The 19,051-nt window shown below is 51.2% G+C and carries 17 protein-coding genes; 12 read left to right on the top strand and 5 right to left on the bottom strand.

From position 1 onward, the window contains the following. Nucleotides 1–107 precede the first annotated feature (107 nt). Nucleotides 108–1,097 (bottom strand): octaprenyl diphosphate synthase, encoded by a 990-nt coding sequence (gene ispB / locus Hfont_RS03910; protein ID WP_112990890.1) that lies wholly within the window; start codon nt 1,095–1,097, stop codon nt 108–110. A 252-nt stretch (nt 1,098–1,349) separates the two neighbouring features. Here ispB and rplU point away from each other — a divergent pair, with 252 nt between their 5' ends. The 4 genes from rplU (at nt 1,350) to proB (ending at nt 4,345) form a co-directional block, all read left to right on the top strand. Further along, nucleotides 1,350–1,661 carry a 50S ribosomal protein L21 gene (gene rplU, locus Hfont_RS03915; RefSeq protein ID WP_112990891.1) on the top strand — a complete coding sequence of 104 codons (312 nt, stop codon included), beginning with the start codon at nt 1,350–1,352 and terminating at the stop codon, nt 1,659–1,661. A 38-nt stretch (nt 1,662–1,699) separates the two neighbouring features. Continuing rightward, on the top strand, nt 1,700–1,957 hold the full coding sequence (rpmA, locus tag Hfont_RS03920; RefSeq protein WP_112990892.1) for a 50S ribosomal protein L27: 258 nt from the start codon (nt 1,700–1,702) through the stop codon (nt 1,955–1,957). 88 nt (nt 1,958–2,045) lie between these two features. After that, nucleotides 2,046–3,152: an Obg family GTPase CgtA gene (gene cgtA / locus Hfont_RS03925; protein ID WP_112990893.1), complete on the top strand. Its 1,107-nt coding sequence runs from the start codon at nt 2,046–2,048 to the stop codon at nt 3,150–3,152. Between the two features lie 74 nt (nt 3,153–3,226). Continuing rightward, a complete protein-coding gene (gene proB / locus Hfont_RS03930) occupies nt 3,227–4,345 on the top strand; it encodes a glutamate 5-kinase (RefSeq protein WP_112990894.1) in 1,119 nt (372 codons plus the stop codon). An 86-nt stretch (nt 4,346–4,431) separates the two neighbouring features. On the opposite strand, the gene Hfont_RS03935 is transcribed toward proB, so the two are convergent. Together Hfont_RS03935 and Hfont_RS03940 are read right to left on the bottom strand one after the other, a co-directional pair. Next, a complete protein-coding gene (locus Hfont_RS03935) occupies nt 4,432–4,995 on the bottom strand; it encodes a CNP1-like family protein (RefSeq protein ID WP_112990895.1) in 564 nt (187 codons plus the stop codon). Next, nucleotides 4,988–5,569, bottom strand: coding sequence for an RNA pyrophosphohydrolase (locus Hfont_RS03940; protein ID WP_112990896.1), 582 nt, complete (start codon nt 5,567–5,569; stop codon nt 4,988–4,990). Before Hfont_RS03940 ends, Hfont_RS03935 begins: the two co-directional genes overlap by 8 nt. Nucleotides 5,570–5,768: 199 nt before the next feature. Here Hfont_RS03940 and Hfont_RS03945 point away from each other — a divergent pair, with 199 nt between their 5' ends. Both Hfont_RS03945 and Hfont_RS03950 read left to right on the top strand, forming a co-directional pair. After that, complete coding sequence (locus tag Hfont_RS03945) at nt 5,769–7,502, top strand: proline--tRNA ligase (RefSeq protein WP_112990897.1); 1,734 nt, start codon at nt 5,769–5,771, stop codon at nt 7,500–7,502. A gap of 20 nt (nt 7,503–7,522) precedes the next feature. Then, complete coding sequence (locus tag Hfont_RS03950) at nt 7,523–8,197, top strand: lytic transglycosylase domain-containing protein (protein ID WP_241523002.1); 675 nt, start codon at nt 7,523–7,525, stop codon at nt 8,195–8,197. A 147-nt stretch (nt 8,198–8,344) separates the two neighbouring features. Here the strand turns inward: Hfont_RS03950 and Hfont_RS03955 are convergent, their stop codons facing one another. Continuing rightward, nucleotides 8,345–8,797 (bottom strand): SWIB/MDM2 domain-containing protein, encoded by a 453-nt coding sequence (locus tag Hfont_RS03955; RefSeq protein WP_112990898.1) that lies wholly within the window; start codon nt 8,795–8,797, stop codon nt 8,345–8,347. A gap of 353 nt (nt 8,798–9,150) precedes the next feature. Continuing rightward, nucleotides 9,151–10,518: a signal recognition particle protein gene (ffh, locus tag Hfont_RS03960; RefSeq protein WP_112990899.1), complete on the bottom strand. Its 1,368-nt coding sequence runs from the start codon at nt 10,516–10,518 to the stop codon at nt 9,151–9,153. 359 nt (nt 10,519–10,877) lie between these two features. Between ffh and Hfont_RS03965 the strand changes: the two genes are divergently transcribed. From Hfont_RS03965 to Hfont_RS03990, 6 genes are all read left to right on the top strand, one after another. Then, nucleotides 10,878–11,687, top strand: coding sequence for a cytochrome C assembly family protein (locus Hfont_RS03965; RefSeq protein ID WP_112990900.1), 810 nt, complete (start codon nt 10,878–10,880; stop codon nt 11,685–11,687). Continuing rightward, on the top strand, nt 11,684–11,920 hold the full coding sequence (locus Hfont_RS03970; protein WP_112990901.1) for a PP0621 family protein: 237 nt from the start codon (nt 11,684–11,686) through the stop codon (nt 11,918–11,920). Before Hfont_RS03965 ends, Hfont_RS03970 begins: the two co-directional genes overlap by 4 nt. Nucleotides 11,921–11,923: 3 nt before the next feature. Continuing rightward, on the top strand, nt 11,924–13,612 hold the full coding sequence (locus Hfont_RS03975; RefSeq protein ID WP_162845858.1) for a sensor histidine kinase: 1,689 nt from the start codon (nt 11,924–11,926) through the stop codon (nt 13,610–13,612). A 39-nt stretch (nt 13,613–13,651) separates the two neighbouring features. Further along, complete coding sequence (locus Hfont_RS03980) at nt 13,652–15,079, top strand: sigma-54-dependent transcriptional regulator (RefSeq protein WP_112990902.1); 1,428 nt, start codon at nt 13,652–13,654, stop codon at nt 15,077–15,079. Further along, nucleotides 15,066–15,707 (top strand): 1,6-anhydro-N-acetylmuramyl-L-alanine amidase AmpD, encoded by a 642-nt coding sequence (ampD, locus tag Hfont_RS03985; protein ID WP_112990903.1) that lies wholly within the window; start codon nt 15,066–15,068, stop codon nt 15,705–15,707. Before Hfont_RS03980 ends, ampD begins: the two co-directional genes overlap by 14 nt. 385 nt (nt 15,708–16,092) lie before the next feature. Next, entirely contained in the window at nt 16,093–18,987 is a 2,895-nt protein-coding gene (locus Hfont_RS03990) for a ribonucleoside-diphosphate reductase subunit alpha (RefSeq protein WP_112990904.1), read from the top strand. Nucleotides 18,988–19,051 lie beyond the last annotated feature (64 nt).

Here is a 19,051-nt window from a genome sequence, read left to right on the forward strand (position 1 = left end):
TTGCGAATGTGTTGGTGCCGTAAATGAGCATTTTAAGAGCGTAAACTGGTATCGGGTTCAGGTTCGCCTTGTCCGGGAAACGTCTGTGCTTGCAATATTAGTGCGGGTTAGTGATTTCGATGAACCGCAAAAGTGCTCAGTTTGAGCAGCGCATCTTTAAACTGGCTGTCGGGAAGAGTAATGATGGATGCGCTTGCTCGTGCTGCGGCTTCTTCGGCTTTGCGCTTGGTGTAATCCAGAGCGCCGGATGTGGTGACGGCAAACAGAACCGCGTCGAAATGCTGTTCGTCGCCATTTTCGATGCAATTGCGAACCAGTTCGCGCTGTTCTGCGGTGCCATGTTCCATCAGGTAAATCAGCGGCAGGGTAGCTTTGCCTTCGCGTAAATCGTCACCGACATTTTTGCCGATATCGTCGGCTTGACCTGAGTAATCCAGTACATCGTCAATTAGTTGGAATGCAGTACCGAGCGAGCGGCCATATTCTGCAGCGGCTTCGATTTCTTCATCGGACGCGCCGGCAATCAATGCGCCTAATTGGGCTGCAGCTTCAAATAATTTGGCCGTTTTGGAGCGTATGACTTGGGTATAACGTTCTTCCGATACATCTGGGTCGTGCATATTCAACAACTGCAGCACTTCGCCTTCGGCAATCACATTGGTGGCATCCGCCAGAATCTGCATGATGCGAATGTCGCCAACCGAGACCATCATCTGGAAAGCGCGCGAATAGAGGAAGTCGCCCACCAGCACGGATGCAGCATTGCCGAACAGTGCATTGGCGGTTTTGCGGCCGCGACGTAGTGATGATTCATCGACGACATCGTCATGCAACAGAGTGGCGGTATGGATAAATTCCACGACTGCGGCCAATTGATGATGATCGGTGCCGCGATAGCTGTAAGCGTTTGCTATCAGCAAAACCAGCACCGGACGTATGCGTTTTCCGCCTGCGCTAATAATGTATTCCGCAATCTGGTTAACCAGTGCCACTTCCGAGTGGAGTTTTTGGCGTATTACCGTATCGACTGCGTTCAGATCTGCGGCGATAGGTTGTATGAGCAGGTTTTGTGCGGAAGAAGTAGAAGCGGAAGCCAAGTGTAAGCCTGATGAATGAGCATGAACGAGCGGGAATTATACGACGACAAATGCAGCGAGCGAGCGCGTGTTGCAACGAGGGAACGGGTTATTTCTTAAAAGACATGTTTTTGGGCGCGTAAAACGGGCACGATTAAGCGCTTTGACCGATGTGGTAAGTCCATGTATAATTGGAGGTTTTCCCGATTCCGTCTGAGTAACTCCGGCGAATCGAAGAGAGAAAAGTCCTTAAATCATTTGATGAGGTTTCACATGTACGCGGTCATAAAAACCGGTGGCAAACAATATAAAGTTGTCGCTGGTGAAAAATTTAAAGTAGAACAGATACCGGCAGACATTGGATCCGAAATCACCCTTGATCAGGTGCTCGCATTGGGCGCAGGAGAAACCATTAAGTTTGGTGCTCCGCTGGTTGAAGGTGCTACGGTCCTTGCTACGGTTGTCTCCCATGGTCGTCACGAAAAGGTCACGATTTTCAAGATGCGTCGCCGTAAGCATTATCAGAAGCACCAAGGCCATCGCCAAAATTACACCGAATTGCAGATCGTTTCGATCAACGGCTAAGCCGCTGATTCGGACTAAACAGATACAAGGAGTCAGAAATGGCACATAAAAAAGGCGGCGGCACTACGCGAAATGGTCGTGACTCAGAGTCAAAACGACTGGGCGTTAAAGTCTACGGTGGTCAGACTATCAACGCAGGCGGCATCATTGTTCGCCAACGTGGTACCAAAATGCACCCGGGCGAAAACGTCGGCATCGGCAAGGATCACACCTTGTTCGCACTGACAGATGGCAAAGTTGCATTCGTTACCAAAGGCGCATTGCAACGTCATTACGTTACAGTAGTACCTGCTTAAGTTTTTAAGCAAGCAAGGTAAGGCGAAAGCCTTCAATCGAAAGGCTCTGCCCCAGGTAGAGCCTTTTTAGTTTTATGGCGGCACAATTATGAAGTTTATCGACGAAGCAAAAATCGAAGTCATTGCTGGTGACGGCGGCAACGGCGTCGCCTCCTTTTGTCGGGAAAAATTCAGGCCGTTCGGCGGACCTGACGGCGGTGATGGCGGCAAGGGCGGCAGCATCTGGGCCGTGGCTGATCGCAACATCAACACGCTGGTGGATTTTCGCTATTCAAAAATGCACAAGGCAAAAGACGGTGAAAACGGTCGCGGTGCTGATTGCTACGGCAAAGGCGCAGACGATATCAAGTTACGCATGCCGGTTGGTACATTAATCATTGATAACAATGATGGTGAACTGATTGCCGATTTGACCGAACACGGTCAAGAAGTCTTGATCGCCAAAGGCGGTGAAGGCGGCTGGGGCAATATTCATTTCAAATCGTCGACCAATCGTGCGCCACGGCAGAAATCCGAAGGCAAAGAAGGCGAACGACGTGAACTGCGGCTTGAGCTGAAAGTGCTCGCCGATATCGGTTTACTCGGCATGCCGAATGCGGGTAAATCCACCTTCATTTCTGCTGTTTCAAATGCGCGGCCGAAAATTGCCGATTACCCATTTACGACGTTGCATCCAAATTTGGGCGTGGTACGCGTCAGTCACGAAAAGAGTTTCGTGATTGCTGATATTCCTGGTTTGATCGAAGGTGCATCCGATGGTGCGGGTTTGGGAATTCAATTCCTGCGCCATCTGCAGCGCACACGTTTGTTGCTGCATATCGTTGATCTGGCGCCGTTCGATAATGTCGACCCGGTAAAAGAAGCCAAGGCCATCGTCAAGGAGTTGAAAAAATACGATGAGTCACTGTTCGACAAGCCGCGTTGGCTGGTCTTGAACAAGCTCGACATGGTTCCTGATGAGGAGCGCGTCAAACGCGTCAAAGATTTTATTAAACGCTTCGGCTGGAAAGGCCCGGTATTTGAGATTTCTGCCCTGACGCGTGACGGTTGTTCTGAGATGGTCACCGAGATTTATGATTACATCGCGGTGCAGCGCCAGGCAGAGCAGCGTGCAGAAGAAACGGATATCAGCGAAGAAGCGCGCCTGATCGATTCGATCGATCCAGATGATCCGCGTTTCAAAATCATAGACTGAAGCAATAGAGTTAAACGGATTGCCGGCAGCGGCAATCCGGCATCAAAAACCAAAACAATGCCGGATTACAAAGCATGAGCTCTGCCATTCAATCAGCCAAACGCATCATCATCAAGGTCGGTTCTTCGCTCGTCACCAATGACGGCAAGGGGCTAGATACTGCTGCGATTCAAAAATGGGCAGAGCAGATCGTTCAATTACGAGCGCTAGGCAAGGAAGTAGTGCTGGTCAGTTCAGGTGCGATTGCCGAAGGCATGCAACGCCTTGGCTTTGACAAGCGGCCGACCGGCATTCATGAGTTGCAAGCTTGCGCTGCGGTAGGGCAAATGGGCCTCGCACAAATTTACGAAACCAGCTTCCGTCAGCATCAGGTGCAAACTGCACAAATTCTGCTGACGCACGCTGATCTGGCGGATCGTGAGCGCTATCTGAATGCACGTTCGACCTTGTTTACACTGCTGCAGCTAGGCGTAGTACCGATCATCAATGAAAATGATACTGTCGTCACCGATGAAATCAAGTTCGGCGATAACGATACGCTGGGTGCATTGGTGGCTAATCTGATTGAAGCCGATGTTTTGGTCATTCTGACTGATCAACGCGGCTTGTTCAGCGCCGATCCGCGCAAAGATCCGCATGCTACTTTCATTCATGAAGCGCAGGCCGGCGATGTCGCGCTGGAAGCGATGGCAGGTGGCGCTGGTAGCAGCCTTGGCCGTGGTGGCATGCTGACGAAAATACTGGCTGCCAAGCGGGCGGCATTGTCTGGTGCACATACGATCATTGCATGGGGACGTGAAGAACAGGTGTTGACGCGACTGGCTGCAGGCGAAGCGATAGGCACACAATTGACTGCGCAAACCGCGCAACTGACAGCACGCAAGCAATGGATGGCGGATCATTTGCACACGGCAGGCAAGATCGTGCTTGATCAGGGGGCCGTGCTGAAATTAACGACAGAAGGAAAATCGCTGTTGCCTATCGGCGTGATCGAGGTGTCTGGCAGTTTCGGGCGCGGCGATGTGATTACCTGTGTCGATCCATCGGGCCATGCAATCGCACGCGGCATTACCAACTACACAAGTTCGGAAGCGCGCCGCATCATGCGCAAGCCGTCGACGGATATTTTATCTATTCTGGGTTTTGTTGAGGAGCCGGAACTGATACACCGCGACAATCTGGTTTTGCTGTAAATCTTGCGCCACGTTCCGTGACGCAAGGATGCCAGGCGGTTTTATCTGCAGTCGGCTAATTTTGTTTTTCCAGAATAGATTCTTGCCTATTCGTGCAGCAGATCGTCTGTCAGGGTTTTCCCAGACTTGATACGCTGCAACATGTCCTTCTCATTCCCCATGATAGTCAGATTGCTGCAGAAATAATCCTGCGACAGCGCGGCATGCTGGCGATTCACTTTGCTGCGCACGATGCCTTCCCACTGATCACGGCGTGAGCGAGCCCACGTGCCATCGTCGCGTCCAAGCGCATAGATTTTCTTTTCAAACGACGCGCAGCGTATACCTTCATAACTAATGTTTTTTGCGCCGCCCGGACTGACCGCGACCAGCGTGTAGCGGACTACGCCATCTTTACCTATAGACAGTGATTTGGCATCTATTGCAAATTTCTGCGTCGCAGTTGGCCCGACGTAGAAAGGCAGCAGATTTTCATCCTTGGGGGCGGGTGGTAATTCTGCCTGGATTTCTTCCCATGGTTTGACTTCCTCATCATTGAAGTTTTTATTCCACTCCAATTGTTGCGCAATAGAAATCTGCGCCATAGCTAACAGGGTTAGCCCGAGCAGCATTTGCGTGAGTTTGTGTGAGAGAAGAGAGGACTTATTCATTGTCAGACTTGATCTTTTCGGTAAGTGGTTCGTCTGATTTGCGCGATGAATGCGTTTGGCGCAGGTAGCGAGCCGTATTATGGATGGGGCCGGGATGTGCCGGGCGTGACAAGAAGCGGGAAAGCTCTTGCAGCGCACGTTGATAGACATCGCGTTTGAATTCGATAACGACATCGAGCGGGACCCAATAGTCATGCCAGCGCCACGCGTCGAATTCAGGATGTTCAGTCATGCGTAAATTGACGTCGCAATCGCGGCCGACCATGCGCAGCAAAAACCAGATTTGCTTCTGGCCTTTGTAATGGCCCCGAATTTCCCGTTTGATAAAATGATCCGGGACTTCATAGCGCAACCAGTCGCGCGTGCGGCCGATAATTTTGACGTGCTCCGCCCGCAAGCCGACTTCTTCTTCCAGCTCGCGGAACATTGCCTGTTCGGGTGTTTCGCCGAATTTGATTCCGCCCTGTGGGAATTGCCACGAGTGCTCGCGCACCCGTTTGCCCCACCACACTTCATTTTGGGCGTTGATCAAAATAATGCCGACGTTTGGGCGAAAGCCTTCACGATCCAGCATAGTGCACCTCAAACTTTCTGCGGCTAAGCTACCCTCAATCGAGAATTGGTTTTATACGGCCTCATACCGTCGTGCGCACGATGGCGTGCGAACAACGGAGACAGTAATCAATTGTGCGAAGAGTGAGTGCATCAGCCAGCTAATCCTTTAAAATTGAGTTGATTATAACCTTCTCTCTTTTTAAAAAGAATTCATCGTCATGCGCGCATCCCGTTTTTTCATTTCCACTCTTAAAGAAGCCCCTTCCGACGCAGAAATCGTCAGCCATAAACTGATGATGCGCGCCGGCATGATCAAGCGCCTCGGTTCTGGCATCTACACTTACATGCCTATCGGTTTGCGCGTGATCCGCAAGGTGGAAGCGATCGTGCGGGAAGAAATGAACCGCGCCAACGGCATTGAATTATTGATGCCACTCGTGCAACCTGCCGAGCTCTGGCAAGAGACTGGTCGTTGGGACAAGATGGGACCGGAACTGATGCGCGTCAAAGACCGCCACGGTCGCGACTATGCGATTCAACCTACATCGGAAGAAGTCGTGACCGACGTGGTGCGTACCGAGATCAAATCCTACCGTCAGTTGCCCCTTAATTTTTATCATATCCAGACTAAGTTCCGTGACGAACGCCGTCCGCGCTTCGGTTTGATGCGCGGCCGTGAATTCACGATGAAGGATGCCTACTCTTTCGATCGCGATGTGGAAGGTTTGAAGCGTTCGTATCAAATCATGTTCGATGCCTACGTCAAGATTTTCAATCGTTTCGGCTTGCAGTTCCGTGCGGTAGCGGCGGATAACGGTGCCATTGGCGGTTCCGGTTCACACGAATTCCACGTGATTGCCGATACCGGCGAGGATGCAATTGTCTACTGCCCAACGTCTGACTATGCGGCCAATATGGAAGCGGCAGAAGCGATAGCGCCAGCGACGCCACGCGGTGCAGCGACGCAAGCCTTGACCAAGACAGCGACGCCGGGGAAATCCAAATGCGAAGACGTGGCAGACTTGCTGAAATTGCCATTGACGCAAACCGTCAAGTCCATCGTGTTGACGGTAGAAAAAGAAGAGAAGGGCGTAGTCAATAAAGAAGTCTGGTTATTGTTGTTGCGCGGCGATCATGAATTGAACGAAGTAAAAACCGCAAAAATTCCAGGCCTGACCGACTATCGTTTTGCCAACGAAGCAGAAATCGTTGAATGGTTCGGTGCAACGCCAGGTTACCTTGGCCCTGTCAATACCAAGAAGCCGGTCACGGTAGTTGTAGATCGTACCGTTGCGGCCATGAGTGATTTTGTCTGCGGTGCGAATGAAGTCGACTTCCATTTCACCGGAGTGAATTGGGGACGTGACTTGCCGGAAGCAACCGTCCTCGATATTCGTAATGTGGTCGAAGGTGATGCGTCGCCGGATGGCAAAGGCGTGCTGGCAATTCAGCGCGGGATTGAAGTCGGCCACGTGTTCCAATTGGGCACGGCTTATTCCGAGTCGATGAAAGCGACTTATCTCGATGAAAACGGCAAGCCGCAATTGATACAAATGGGTTGCTATGGCATCGGTGTAACGCGGATAGTCGGCGCTGCGATCGAACAGAATTTTGACGACAAGGGCATCATCTGGCCGGCTGCGCTGGCACCGTTTGAAGTGGTGTTGTGTCCTATGGGTTACGACCGCAGCGAAAGCGTCAAGGTCGAAACCGAGAAGTTGTATGAAGCCTTGCAGGCAGCCGGCGTTGACGTGATCCTGGATGATCGCGGTGAACGTCCAGGTGCAATGTTTGCCGATTGGGAGCTGATTGGTGCGCCGCATCGCATCGTGATCGGTGACCGCGGATTGAAGGAAGGCAAACTGGAATACCAAGGTCGTCGCGATACGGAAGCAACTGCAGTGGCGCTGGATGAAATGTTGGCCTTCGTCAAAGCGAAATTAGCTGCGTGATTGTTTTGATGCCGCTGGCGATGCAAAATATTGTCGTTCGACCGCCTGGCGTCGAGATGAGGAAGCGACAAACTTCGTTGTTCGCATCCTTGTCGTTTGGTTGCCTATTGATAGCCAGTGTGTTTTTGTTGACGAATGCTCCGACGGTTTTTGCCGGCAATCAAAAAGAAGAGGCAATGGCAGATTCGGTGCGCATGGCTTTATCGCGTGCGATTTCCGATCCGCGACCACCGATTCCCCAATTTGTCGATATCAAGGAACGTCTCGCTTATCTGCAATGGCTGGGTGATATGTCGGATCGACTTGCCAAGCGTATTTCAGACAGACAGGTGCGTATCGAGTTTCTGCGTACAGTCTGGTATGAAGCGCGGCGTGCCGGGCTCGATCCAGCTCTGGTGTTGGGCTTGATACAAGTCGAATCAGCTTTTCGCAAATATGCAGTGTCGCCTGTAGGTGCGCATGGCTATATGCAGGTCATGCCATTCTGGACGCGTGTGATTGGCGATGGCGATCGCAGCAAGCTGTTCCATATGCAAACCAATTTACGTTTTGGCTGTTCCATCTTGCGTATGTATCTGGATATGGAGAAGGGCGATTTATTTCTTGCTCTGGGTAGATACAACGGCAGTCGTGGTCGTGCCGAATATCCGAATTCTGTATTGGCATCCTGGAAAAATTGGGAGCATCATCCCTGATCCATAAGTTTGGCTCAGGATGAAATCGCAGTAGGGTGTTTGAAATTAAGGCGTCAACAAGATAGAAGCAAAATCCCAAACGACTACTTGCAGCAGAAACAAAAACGCCCGCGCGATGCGGGCGTTTTTGTTTGGTACCTGAAAAAATTATTTCAAGTGACCGGAGATGAGTTTTGTCATCTCAAACATCGATACTTGTTTCTTCCCACCAAAGACTGCTTTCAGTTTGTCATCCGCATCGATCATGCGTTTGTTTTCTGGGTTTTGCAGTTTGAACTTCTTGATGTATTCCCACACTTTTTTAGTTACTTCAGTGCGAGGTGCTGGCGATGCACCGATAACAGCGGCCAGAACTGCGGACGGTGTTACTGGTTTCATGAACGCAGCGTTAGGCTTGCGTGCAGTCGCTGGTTTTTTAGCGGCTACTTTTTTTGCTGCCGGTTTTTTTACTGCGACTTTTTTCGCTGCTGGTTTTTTAGCGGCTACTTTTTTTGCTGGCGCTGCTTTTTTAGCTGGCGCTGCTTTTTTCGCGACTACTTTTTTTGCTACTGGTTTCTTAGCGGCCGGTTTTTTGGCTGCTGGTTTTTTGGCTGTTGCCATCGTCAAACCTCCTTCACATTGTGTTGGGAAATTGCGCCACTTCACGCACCGCTAATAGTGGTGTGGTTTTTCTTGCTGTGCAAGTGTTTTTTGAGTGTTTCATGCGGTATTTGTAGGTTGCGCGCCACGCAGGCATCACAGAGGGAAAACGGCAAATGCTTTATTGCGTTCTATCGCTTCAAATTCGAATCGCATTTGGTCTGCAAATGCATGCGATTTTTCACAAGTCGAAGTCCAGAAAATGGATTTTTCTTTCTTGTTTTGAATGCGGCCGTAAATGATCTGCACCATTGAAGTGCCGCACAATGAAAAAGCCCGGCATCAGCCGGGCTTTTATTTGATGCGGCTGAAAATCAGCGCATGCCGGGCATCATGCCCTTCATGCCGCGCATCATTTTCATCATGTTGCCGCCTTTAAGCTTCTTCATCATGGTTTGCATTTGGTCGAATTGGGCCAGCATGCGGTTGACTTCTTGCACATGAACACCGGCGCCGGTAGCGATGCGGCGCTTGCGCGATGCTTTAATCAACTCGGGTTTGGCACGTTCCTGAGGTGTCATCGAGTTGATAATGCCTTCCATGCGGATCACCTGTTTGTCGGCCATACCCATGTTGGCACCATTGGCTGCCTGTTGCAGTTGCGCCGGCAGTTTGTCCATCAGATTGGACATGCCGCCCATTTTTTTCATTTGCGCGAGCTGCGATTTGAAGTCGTTCAAGTCGAATTTTCCGCCGACCTTGATTTTTTTCGCCAGCCCCTCGGCCGCTTCCATGTCGACGCCTTTGCGGGCTTCTTCGACCAGCGCCAGGATGTCGCCCATGCCGAGAATACGATCGGCCATGCGGACTGGATCAAAGGCTTCGAGGCCATCCAGTTTCTCTGCGACGCCGGCGAACTTGATCGGTTTGCCGGTGATGTGACGTACCGATAACGCCGCACCGCCGCGTGAATCGCCGTCCAGTTTGGTCAGAACGATACCGGTCAGCGGCAGCGCATCGCTGAAAGCTTTGGCGGTGTTGATTGCATCCTGCCCGAGCATCGCATCGACGACGAACAGGGTTTCTATAGGCTTGACCGCAGCGTGGATGGCCGAAATTTCCTGCATCATTGCTTCATCGATGCCGAGACGACCTGCCGTATCGATGATCAGGACGTCGTGATAATGCCGCTTGGCGTAATCCAGTGCGGCCAGTGCAATGTCGACCGGTTTGTCGGTCGGCTCGGTAGGGAAGAAGTCTGCACCGACTTGTTCGGTAACCGTTTTCAACTGGCCAATCGCGGCCGGACGATAGACGTCGGCGGAAACAGTCAGGACTTTTTTCTTCTTTTGTTCGCGCAGATACTTCGCCAGCTTACCGACGGTGGTGGTTTTACCCGCGCCTTGCAAGCCTGCCATCAAGATAATTGCCGGTGGCTGGGTCGCGAAGTTGAGTTGAGAGGCTTCAGGGCCGAGATCGGCGCCCATAATGGCAGCCAGTTCGCGTTGTACAACACCGACCAGCGCCTGACCTGGCGAGAGTGAACCGATGACATCTTCGCCCATCGCTTTTTCTTTGACGCGACTGATGAACTCGCGCACGGCAGGGAGCGCAACGTCGGCTTCGAGCAGGGCCAGACGAACTTCGCGCAGCATTTCTGCGGTATTCGCTTCCGTCAGGCGCGCTTCTCCGCGCATGGTTTTGACGGCTTTGGCTAGGCGTTGTGTGAGATTGTCGAGCATGGGTATTTTGAATGTATGGTGAAAACTGGTTGCGGTGAAAGTGACGCACCTGCAACGGATGGCGCAGACAGGCCTCATTTTAACCGATGCTGTGCCAGATGACCGTGCTCTCACGCTTGTTCTGGGAAATGGGTTTTAGCATAAATATCCGTACGCACATCTTCTATAAGCGTTTTTCTCCGGCTAATGGTAATGTCGCAGGAATAATTTTCTGCCGAATGGCAAGATGCTGATCGAGATTCGATTGAAATTCGGCAAAATCCGTGACGCAAAGCACATCTGGATTGCTAGCTAAATAGAAAGCAGCGATGCTGATTTCCGCGGTGGGAAGCCCGAATTACATGGTGTAAACTTAAACGATGTATATATATCTTTTTATTCTGGCGGCCTTGTTCTATGCGGTGTGCGCGTGTTTGCCATCGAAAAAGCGCATGGCAATTTCGATCGGCACCTTGATTGGATGGCTGTTGCACGGCGGTGCCTTGTGGGCCGATGCGGTTACATCTAACTCTTTGCGCATGGGTTTTGCGATCATGCTGTCGGGGACTTTGTGGATTTCTGTCGCGGCCTACTGGCTGGAAAATCGCAACTTTACGCTGGATGGCCTGCGCATTTTGGTGCTGCCATGTGCTGCGGTTAGCGTTTTGCTACCTATGGTTTTTCCTGGTAGCGTGATTGAGCTGAATGGTCGCTCGATACTTTTCCCGTGGCATATTGCGATTGCGATGTTGGCATACAGCACGCTGACGATTGCTGCCTTTCATGCGATTTTGATGGCGCTGCAAGAATCCAAACTGCATACGCGGCTGAATGTACAAAAAACCGGTTTGTTTGCCATGGCGATTGATCGCCTGCCGGCTTTGCTGACGATGGAAAAATTACTGTTTCGTCTGATCGGGTTTGGGTTCTTCCTGTTGACTTTGACCGTTTTATCCGGTGTCATTTTTTCCGAAGAATTGTTTGGGCAAGCGTTCAAGTGGGAGCATAAAACCATCTTCACGATGTTGTCCTGGCTCTTGTTTGGCATCTTGCTGGCTGGACGTAAATGGCGTGGCTGGCGCGGCAAGACGGCCCTTAGTTTTACGCTGACCGGCTTCGCGACCTTGTTGCTTGCATACGTAGGCAGTCGCTTCGTGCTGGAAGTGGTCTTGCATAGAGGACTTGCATGAAACTGTTGTTGTGGGCCGGCATTATCTTTGCGGTCATCTGGATACTCCGCAGTAAAAAATCTTCGACCAAAGTGGATTCTCCAAAGACCCCTCAAGCACCGCTTGAAAGTGCAGAAGCAATGTTGAGTTGCGCTCATTGCAAGACTTATTTTCCAGCCTCCGAGGCCGTATATGATTCTTCAAATACGGCGTTTTGCAGTATCGAGCATCGCGCTCAGCATGTTGTTCGTTAATTCATGAAGCAAACCAAGGCGGTTTTTGACAGCGCGCAAGCAACGTTCTGGCGCACGCTGCAGACGTTCGCGTTTACACGAACCTTGATCGTGGCGGTTTTGCTGGCTTACTTTGGTTTAACTGCGGCGAAGCTATTACCTCACAAACAGCAATTCTGGGAAATCTGTATTGCCTATTTAATCACGGCATTCATATTTGTCCTGCTATCGCTGTACTGGCGCCGCCGTTTCATGATGCAGTTGGTGGTACAAATATCGGTTGATATAAGTGCGATCTCGTTTCTGTATTTATCCGCCGGTGGGATCAAAAGCGGTTTGGCGATTCTGTATCTATTCCCATTGGCAGGCGGGGCAATTCTTGCGCCGCTGATCCTCTCGCTGTTTTTTGTTTCCGTCGTAACTTTTATCTTGCTGCTGGACAGTGGCTATCAGCTACTGAATGAAAATTCGGATGTGTCGTCCTCGCAAGTCGGTCTGTACGGCGCAGCATTTTTCATCATTATTTTTGCAATCAACCGCCTTGCCGCCCGTTTGATCAAGCAGGAATCGCTGGCGCTGGGGCGGGGCAAAGCCTTGCATATTCAGCAGTCGATCAATCGTCTCATCATTGCGGATATGGAAGATGGCATCCTCGTAGTCGACCGCAAGGGACGTGTATTAATCAGTAATCCTGCTGCGGCGCATATGCTCGGACTGACTTTTCCCCATGAAAAAGCTTATGGAAAATTATCCGACATGGCGTGGTTGCGACCGATAGCGGACGCCTATCAGACGTGGGCTGGACATGACGATTTGCGGACGCCGACACAGGCGAATATGCCGACCTTTGTTTTGATCAAGCAGGGCGATGATTTGACCTTGCAAGGCAGTACGACGATTTTGGGTGGACGTCGCGAGTTGATTACGCATTTGAAATTGCGTTTCGCAAAAGTCGATGCGGAAGGTGTGCAGGAAGAGCGGGTTGTGATCTTCCTGCAGGATGTAACCGAAATTGAAAATCGTGCGCAGCAGCTCAAGCTGGCATCCATGGGACGGTTGACCGCCAGCATTGCGCATGAAGTGCGTAATCCCTTATCGGCGATCGGGCACGCTGCCTCACTGTTGAGTGAAGACGCACCGGATGCAAGTCAGCAGCGTTTGCTCGCCATCATCAGCGATAACGTGGCACGCCTGAATCGCATGATTGAGGATATCTTGAAGTTGTCGCGCAAGGCGCATCAATATCACGAGCCGCTTTGTTTGGGCGTATTGTTTGATGACGTTTTGAGCGAATTGCAGGAGATGCACGCCGTGCAGTCAGGCATGATCGCGATCGGCAATGTGAAGCCATACAAAGTGCGTTTCGATCCCCTGCATTTGCGCGAAATCGTCTTGAACTTGCTGACAAATGCGTTACGCTACGCGAGCGGTATGCCAGGTAGCATTCGTGTTTATATCGTGTCCGGAATCGGACATAGACCTGAGTTGCACGTACAGGACGACGGTCCGCAAATTACGTCTGCCGTGCGGGCCCATTTGTTTGAGCCGTTCTACACGACATCCAGTAAGGGGACCGGCCTGGGGCTCTATCTGGCGCGTGAATTATGCTTGAATAATGGCGCTTTGCTGAATTATGAATATCGAAGCGATGATGAGAAGGGTGCGCCAGCCGGACGCTTCGTCATTACCTTTGCTAATAATGAAAACATTTGATTGCATTTGACCGTCCATGAATCCTAAAATCCGCGTGCTATGAGTTCTCCTCGTATTTTGATTGTTGACGATGAAGCAGACCTGCGGGAACTGCTGGAGATTACGCTCGTCAAGATGGGACTGGATATTGATAGCGCGCCGACACTGGCAGTCGCGCGCGATTATCTGGCCAAGACAAAATATGCATTGGTATTGACAGACATGCGCTTGCCGGATGGATTGGGGATAGAGTTGGTGCACGAAGTGACGGCACAGTACAAGAACACTCCGATTGCCGTGATTACTGCTTTCGGCAGCGCCGACAATGCGGTCGTGGCATTGAAGGCGGGTGCTTTCGATTACCTATCCAAACCGGTCGGGCTGGAACAACTGCGTGTAATGGTACGTTCGGCCTTGCGCATCAGTCAAAACGACAGCAGCGACAAATCCAGTCAAAAAGCGATAGTTCCGACAGCCTTGCGTCTGATGGGGCAGTCGGAAGCCATGCAGGATTTGCGCGCACAAATTACCCGGCTGGCCCGCAGCATGGCACCAGTCGCAATCAGCGGCGAATCAGGTAGCGGCAAGGAATTGGCCGCCCGTGACATTCATGCGCAGAGCGCGCGTAACGACAAACCTTTTGTTGCTGTCAATTGCGGTGCCATTCCGGAAGCCTTGATGGAAGCGGAATTTTTCGGTTATCGCAAAGGGGCATTTACTGGCGCTGTGGATGATAGAGATGGTTTTTTCCAGGCGGCCAATGGCGGCACTTTATTACTGGATGAGGTGGCCGATTTGCCCTTCGCGATGCAAGTCAAATTGCTGCGGGCTATCCAGGAACGGCGCGTACGTAAAGTCGGTGCAACGGTCGAAGAACAGGTCGACGTTCGTATTATTAGTGCGACGCATCAGAATTTGCACGATTGCGTAGGCAAGGGAACGTTCCGTCAGGATTTGTATTATCGATTGAATGTCATCGAGTTGAGTTTACCGCCCTTGCGCGAACGACTGGATGATATCGGTTTGCTGGCGCAGGCGATTCTGACGCGACTCGGCGGTGGGCAGCAGACGGTGTTGGCACCCGCGGCTCTGGATGCGCTACGCAGTTATTCATTCCCCGGCAATGTACGTGAACTGGAAAACATCCTTGAGCGTGCATTGGCATTTGCCAACGATGGCGTGATTGAAGTGACTGATCTGGCGCTGAAAGCATCACCATCGATCAAGATTTTTGCGCCATCGCCGCCTGCGGAAGAGACCTTGATGGTGCCGGTTCTTATAGAAACTGAAGAAATGATTCTGCCGCCACTGGCAGATGAGTTACCGCAATCCCTGCCCGATCACCTCGACGATGTGGAGCGCGAAATCATTCGGCGCGCATTGGCAAAAACCCGATTCAACCGGACGCAAGCCGCAGAATTGCTGGGCATCAGCTTCCGTCAACTGCGCTACCGTATGCAGCGGCTGGACATCAATGCACCGGAATAACAAAACTTCTGACATCACAAGCTCGCCGTTTCAGATAGCTGCAAACGGCTGGGCATCGGATGTCGTGCGCATGCCGTCACCCAATTTCGATCTGCGAGCTGAGGAAACAGAAATTGCCTTGTTGGTAATTCATAACATCAGTCTGCCGCCTGGACAGTTTGGCGGTCCATTTATCGCCGACCTGTTTTTGAATCAGCTGGATTACGATGCGGATCCGTATTTCGATCAATTGAGGCCTTTGCGGGTGTCGGCGCATTTTCTGATTCGGCGCGATGGCATGGTGATGCAATTTGTGTCAGCCAACGATAGAGCATGGCACGCTGGCGCTTCTTCGTTTTGCGGACAAGAACGTTGCAATGATTTTTCGATCGGGATTGAGTTGGAAGGTAGCGACTTTGAACCGTTCGAACCTGCCCAATATGCGGCTCTTGCCTTGCTGACCAATGCCTTGAAGCAGGCTTATCCCTTGCGGCATGTGGCCGGTCATGAGCAGATTGCTCCTGGTCGAAAAACCGATCCAGGTCCATTTTTTAACTGGGCAGATTATCAGGAGCGCTACCATAAAGTGCGCTCGGAATCAGTGCAAACAGTGAGCACTGATGGTGATTTGCAGTTCTATTTAGGTTAAAAAATGCACCATTGCAATCCCATATATTCATATAAAAAAATATATCTGAAACTCTCACGAAAGTGATTGCATCCCTGACTATCCCGCACTAGAATTAGTGTAGATCAAAATTTCCGCACTAGATGTAGTGGGTTTTGTCGATCCGCCCCTTAAATCTGTTCAGTTGTTGCTTCACCATAATTTGTCCGTATATACATATTAATAGGGAGCCCTGAGCAGATGTCTTTCAACATAAATAAATAGAGTCGGTGCAGACGTAACGTAGATATCTGCGTTGGGCAGATGCCTTCCATAAAAAATACCTTACGCAAAACCAGTAATAACAGGTTTACCTCTTACAACCAGCACGGCAAAACCGCCTGCAATAGTTTTTAAAGGAGTTGTAATGCTCTCTACGCAAGAAATTTCGGCTAAATCGGCTACAGAAATCGGCAACATCGCGCCTCTCGCGGTTGCTCCATCGACTTCCGGCACTCACGCGGTCGGTCTGAGTGATCACCGCATCATCCGCCGCAACGGCGCAGTGGTCAGCTTCGAACCATCGAAAATCTCCATCGCTGTTACCAAGGCATTTTTGGCAGTTAACGGTGGCCAAGGCGCAGCATCTGCACGTGTGCGCGAACTGGTTGAACAGTTAACCGCAAACGTGGTGAACGCTTTGGTACGTCGCCAGCCAGCTGGCGGCACCTTCCACATTGAAGATATTCAGGATCAGGTTGAGCTGTCCCTGATGCGTTCGGGCGAACACGATGTTGCGCGCGCTTATGTGTTGTATCGCGCCAAACGTATGGAAGAGCGTGCGCAGCAGCAAGCCGCCAAGCCTGTCGTTGAGTCTAACCAATTGCACGTGATCGAAGATGGTCAACGTCGTCCGCTGGATATGAATCAGGTGCGTGATTTGATCGGTGCGGCATGTATCGGTTTTGAAAAGCACGTTGATTCTGAAGCGATCCTGCGTGAAACAGTCAAGAATCTGTACGACGGTGTGCCGGTTGAAGAATTGCACAAGTCCGCCATCCTGGCTGCGCGCGCGCTGATGGAAAAAGATCCTGCGTATACAACAGTGACCGCGCGTTTGCTGATGCACACCATCCGTAAAGAAGTATTTGGCAAGGAAGTTGCACAAGCCGATGCGCCTGAAGCGTATCTGGAATACTTCCCGAAATTCATCAAAAAAGGTATTCAGGCAGATCTGCTGGATGCCAAGCTCGGTCAATTCGATCTGAAAAAACTCGGCGAAGCGCTGGTACCTGAGCGCGATCTGCAATTCGGCTACCTTGGCTTGCAAACTCTGTATGACCGCTACTTCCTGCACATCAGCGATACCCGTATCGAAATGCCGCAAGCGTTTTACATGCGCGTCGCGATGGGGTTGGCGCTGGGTGAAATCAACCGCGAAGAACGTGCGATCGAGTTCTACAACCTGTTGTCCTCGTTTGACTTCATGAGCTCGACCCCGACCTTGTTCAACTCCGGTACCTTGCGTTCGCAATTGTCGTCATGCTATTTGACGACGGTGGCCGATGATCTGGACGGTATCTATGAAGCGATCAAGGAAAACGCATTGCTGGCGAAATACGCCGGCGGTCTGGGCAATGACTGGACCCCAGTTCGTTCGCTGGGCGCACATATCAAAGGCACCAACGGTCGTTCGCAAGGCGTAGTGCCTTTCCTGAAAGTCGTCAACGACACCGCAGTTGCGGTTAATCAAGGCGGCAAACGCAAAGGTGCAGTTTGCGCCTACCTGGAAACCTGGCATATGGACATCGAGGAATTCCTCGATCTGCGTAAAAACACTGGCGATGATCGCCGTCGTACGCATGACATGAACACCGCAAACTGGATTCCTGATCTGTTCATGAAGCGCGTGATGGAAAAAGGCGAGTGGACCTTGTTCTCGCCATCCGATGCGCCAGACTTGCATGACAAAGTCGGCAAGGCATTTGAAGAAGCGTACACCGGCTACGAAGCCAAGGCAGCGCGCGGCGAATTGAAGCTGTTCAAGAAAGTACAAGCGCTGGATCTGTGGCGCAAAATGCTGTCGATGTTGTTCGAAACCGGCCATCCATGGATCACATTCAAAGATCCTTGCAATATCCGTTCACCGCAACAACACGTCGGCGTCGTTCACAGCTCGAATCTGTGCACCGAGATCACACTCAACACCAACGATTCGGAAATCGCAGTCTGCAATCTGGGTTCGATCAACATGCCTGCCCATATGAAAGACGGCAAGCTGGATCACGTCAAGCTGCAAAAAACCATCCGCACCGCGATGCGCATGCTGGATAACGTGATTGACATCAACTATTACGCCGTCAAAAAAGCGCGTGACTCGAACCTGCGTCACCGTCCAGTCGGCCTTGGTATCATGGGCTTCCAGGATTGTCTGCACATGATGCGCATTCCATATGCATCGAACGATGCAGTGCAATTTGCCGATAATTCGATGGAAGCAGTTTGCTACTATGCTTACTACGCATCGACAGAACTGGCGGAAGAGCGCGGCCGTTACAGCTCGTACAAAGGTTCCTTGTGGGACCGTGGCATCCTGCCGCAAGATTCGCTGAAGTTGCTGGCTGAAGAACGTGGCGCCAAATATCTGGAAGCGGATTACAGTGAAACCTTTGACTGGGCACCGTTGCGCGCGCGCATCAAGGAATTCGGCATGCGCAATTCCAACTGCGTAGCAATCGCACCGACCGCGACGATTTCCAACATTATCGGCGTCTCGGCTTGTATCGAACCGACTTACCAGAATCTGTACGTCAAATCGAACCTGTCCGGCGAATTTACCGAGATCAATGAATATCTGGTCCGTGATTTGAAAGCACGTGGCTTGTGGGACGAAGTCATGATCTCCGATCTGAAATACTTCGATGGCAGCCTGGCAAAGATCGATCGTATTCCACAAGATCTGCGTGATATCTATGCAACGGCGTTCGAAGTTGAACCTTCGTGGTTGGTGGAAGCCGCGTCACGCCGTCAAAAATGGATAGATCAGGCACAATCGCTGAACATTTACATGGCAGGTGCATCAGGCAAAAAACTCGACGATACCTACAAGCTGGCATGGTTGCGCGGTTTGAAAACCACGTACTACCTGCGTACCATGGGTGCAACGCATACCGAGAAATCGACCTCCAAAACAGGTGCACTGAATGCAGTGGATTCGGGAGCAGGCAATGCTGCAAGTGCATCTGCAGCTGAAACGGACGGCCCAGCTTGCATGCTGCGTCCAGGTGATGCCGGATTCGAAGAGTGCGAAGCCTGCCAATAATCGTCTATTCAGACATTGGCATACACTAGCTACAAATGACATTCACGATGTTGCACTGAACTTG

This window comes from Herminiimonas fonticola, from assembly GCF_003293745.1.
Lineage (GTDB): Bacteria > Pseudomonadota > Gammaproteobacteria > Burkholderiales > Burkholderiaceae_D > Oxalicibacterium > Oxalicibacterium fonticola.

Bases quoted from the DNA above. Each gene is read 5' to 3' on its own strand.
- rplU (WP_112990891.1), top strand. From the start codon at position 1,350: ATGTACGCGGTCATAAAAACCGGTGGCAAACAATATAAAGTTGTCGCT.
- rpmA (WP_112990892.1), top strand. From the start codon at position 1,700: ATGGCACATAAAAAAGGCGGCGGCACTACGCGAAATGGTCGTGACTCA.
- cgtA (WP_112990893.1), top strand. From the start codon at position 2,046: ATGAAGTTTATCGACGAAGCAAAAATCGAAGTCATTGCTGGTGACGGC.
- proB (WP_112990894.1), top strand. From the start codon at position 3,227: ATGAGCTCTGCCATTCAATCAGCCAAACGCATCATCATCAAGGTCGGT.
- Hfont_RS03935 (WP_112990895.1), bottom strand. From the start codon at position 4,995: ATGAATAAGTCCTCTCTTCTCTCACACAAACTCACGCAAATGCTGCTC.
- Hfont_RS03940 (WP_112990896.1), bottom strand. From the start codon at position 5,569: ATGCTGGATCGTGAAGGCTTTCGCCCAAACGTCGGCATTATTTTGATC.
- Hfont_RS03945 (WP_112990897.1), top strand. From the start codon at position 5,769: ATGCGCGCATCCCGTTTTTTCATTTCCACTCTTAAAGAAGCCCCTTCC.
- Hfont_RS03950 (WP_241523002.1), top strand. From the start codon at position 7,523: ATGCAAAATATTGTCGTTCGACCGCCTGGCGTCGAGATGAGGAAGCGA.
- Hfont_RS03955 (WP_112990898.1), bottom strand. From the start codon at position 8,797: ATGGCAACAGCCAAAAAACCAGCAGCCAAAAAACCGGCCGCTAAGAAA.
- ffh (WP_112990899.1), bottom strand. From the start codon at position 10,518: ATGCTCGACAATCTCACACAACGCCTAGCCAAAGCCGTCAAAACCATG.
- Hfont_RS03965 (WP_112990900.1), top strand. From the start codon at position 10,878: ATGTATATATATCTTTTTATTCTGGCGGCCTTGTTCTATGCGGTGTGC.
- Hfont_RS03970 (WP_112990901.1), top strand. From the start codon at position 11,684: ATGAAACTGTTGTTGTGGGCCGGCATTATCTTTGCGGTCATCTGGATA.
- Hfont_RS03975 (WP_162845858.1), top strand. From the start codon at position 11,924: ATGAAGCAAACCAAGGCGGTTTTTGACAGCGCGCAAGCAACGTTCTGG.
- Hfont_RS03980 (WP_112990902.1), top strand. From the start codon at position 13,652: ATGAGTTCTCCTCGTATTTTGATTGTTGACGATGAAGCAGACCTGCGG.
- ampD (WP_112990903.1), top strand. From the start codon at position 15,066: ATGCACCGGAATAACAAAACTTCTGACATCACAAGCTCGCCGTTTCAG.
- Hfont_RS03990 (WP_112990904.1), top strand. From the start codon at position 16,093: ATGCTCTCTACGCAAGAAATTTCGGCTAAATCGGCTACAGAAATCGGC.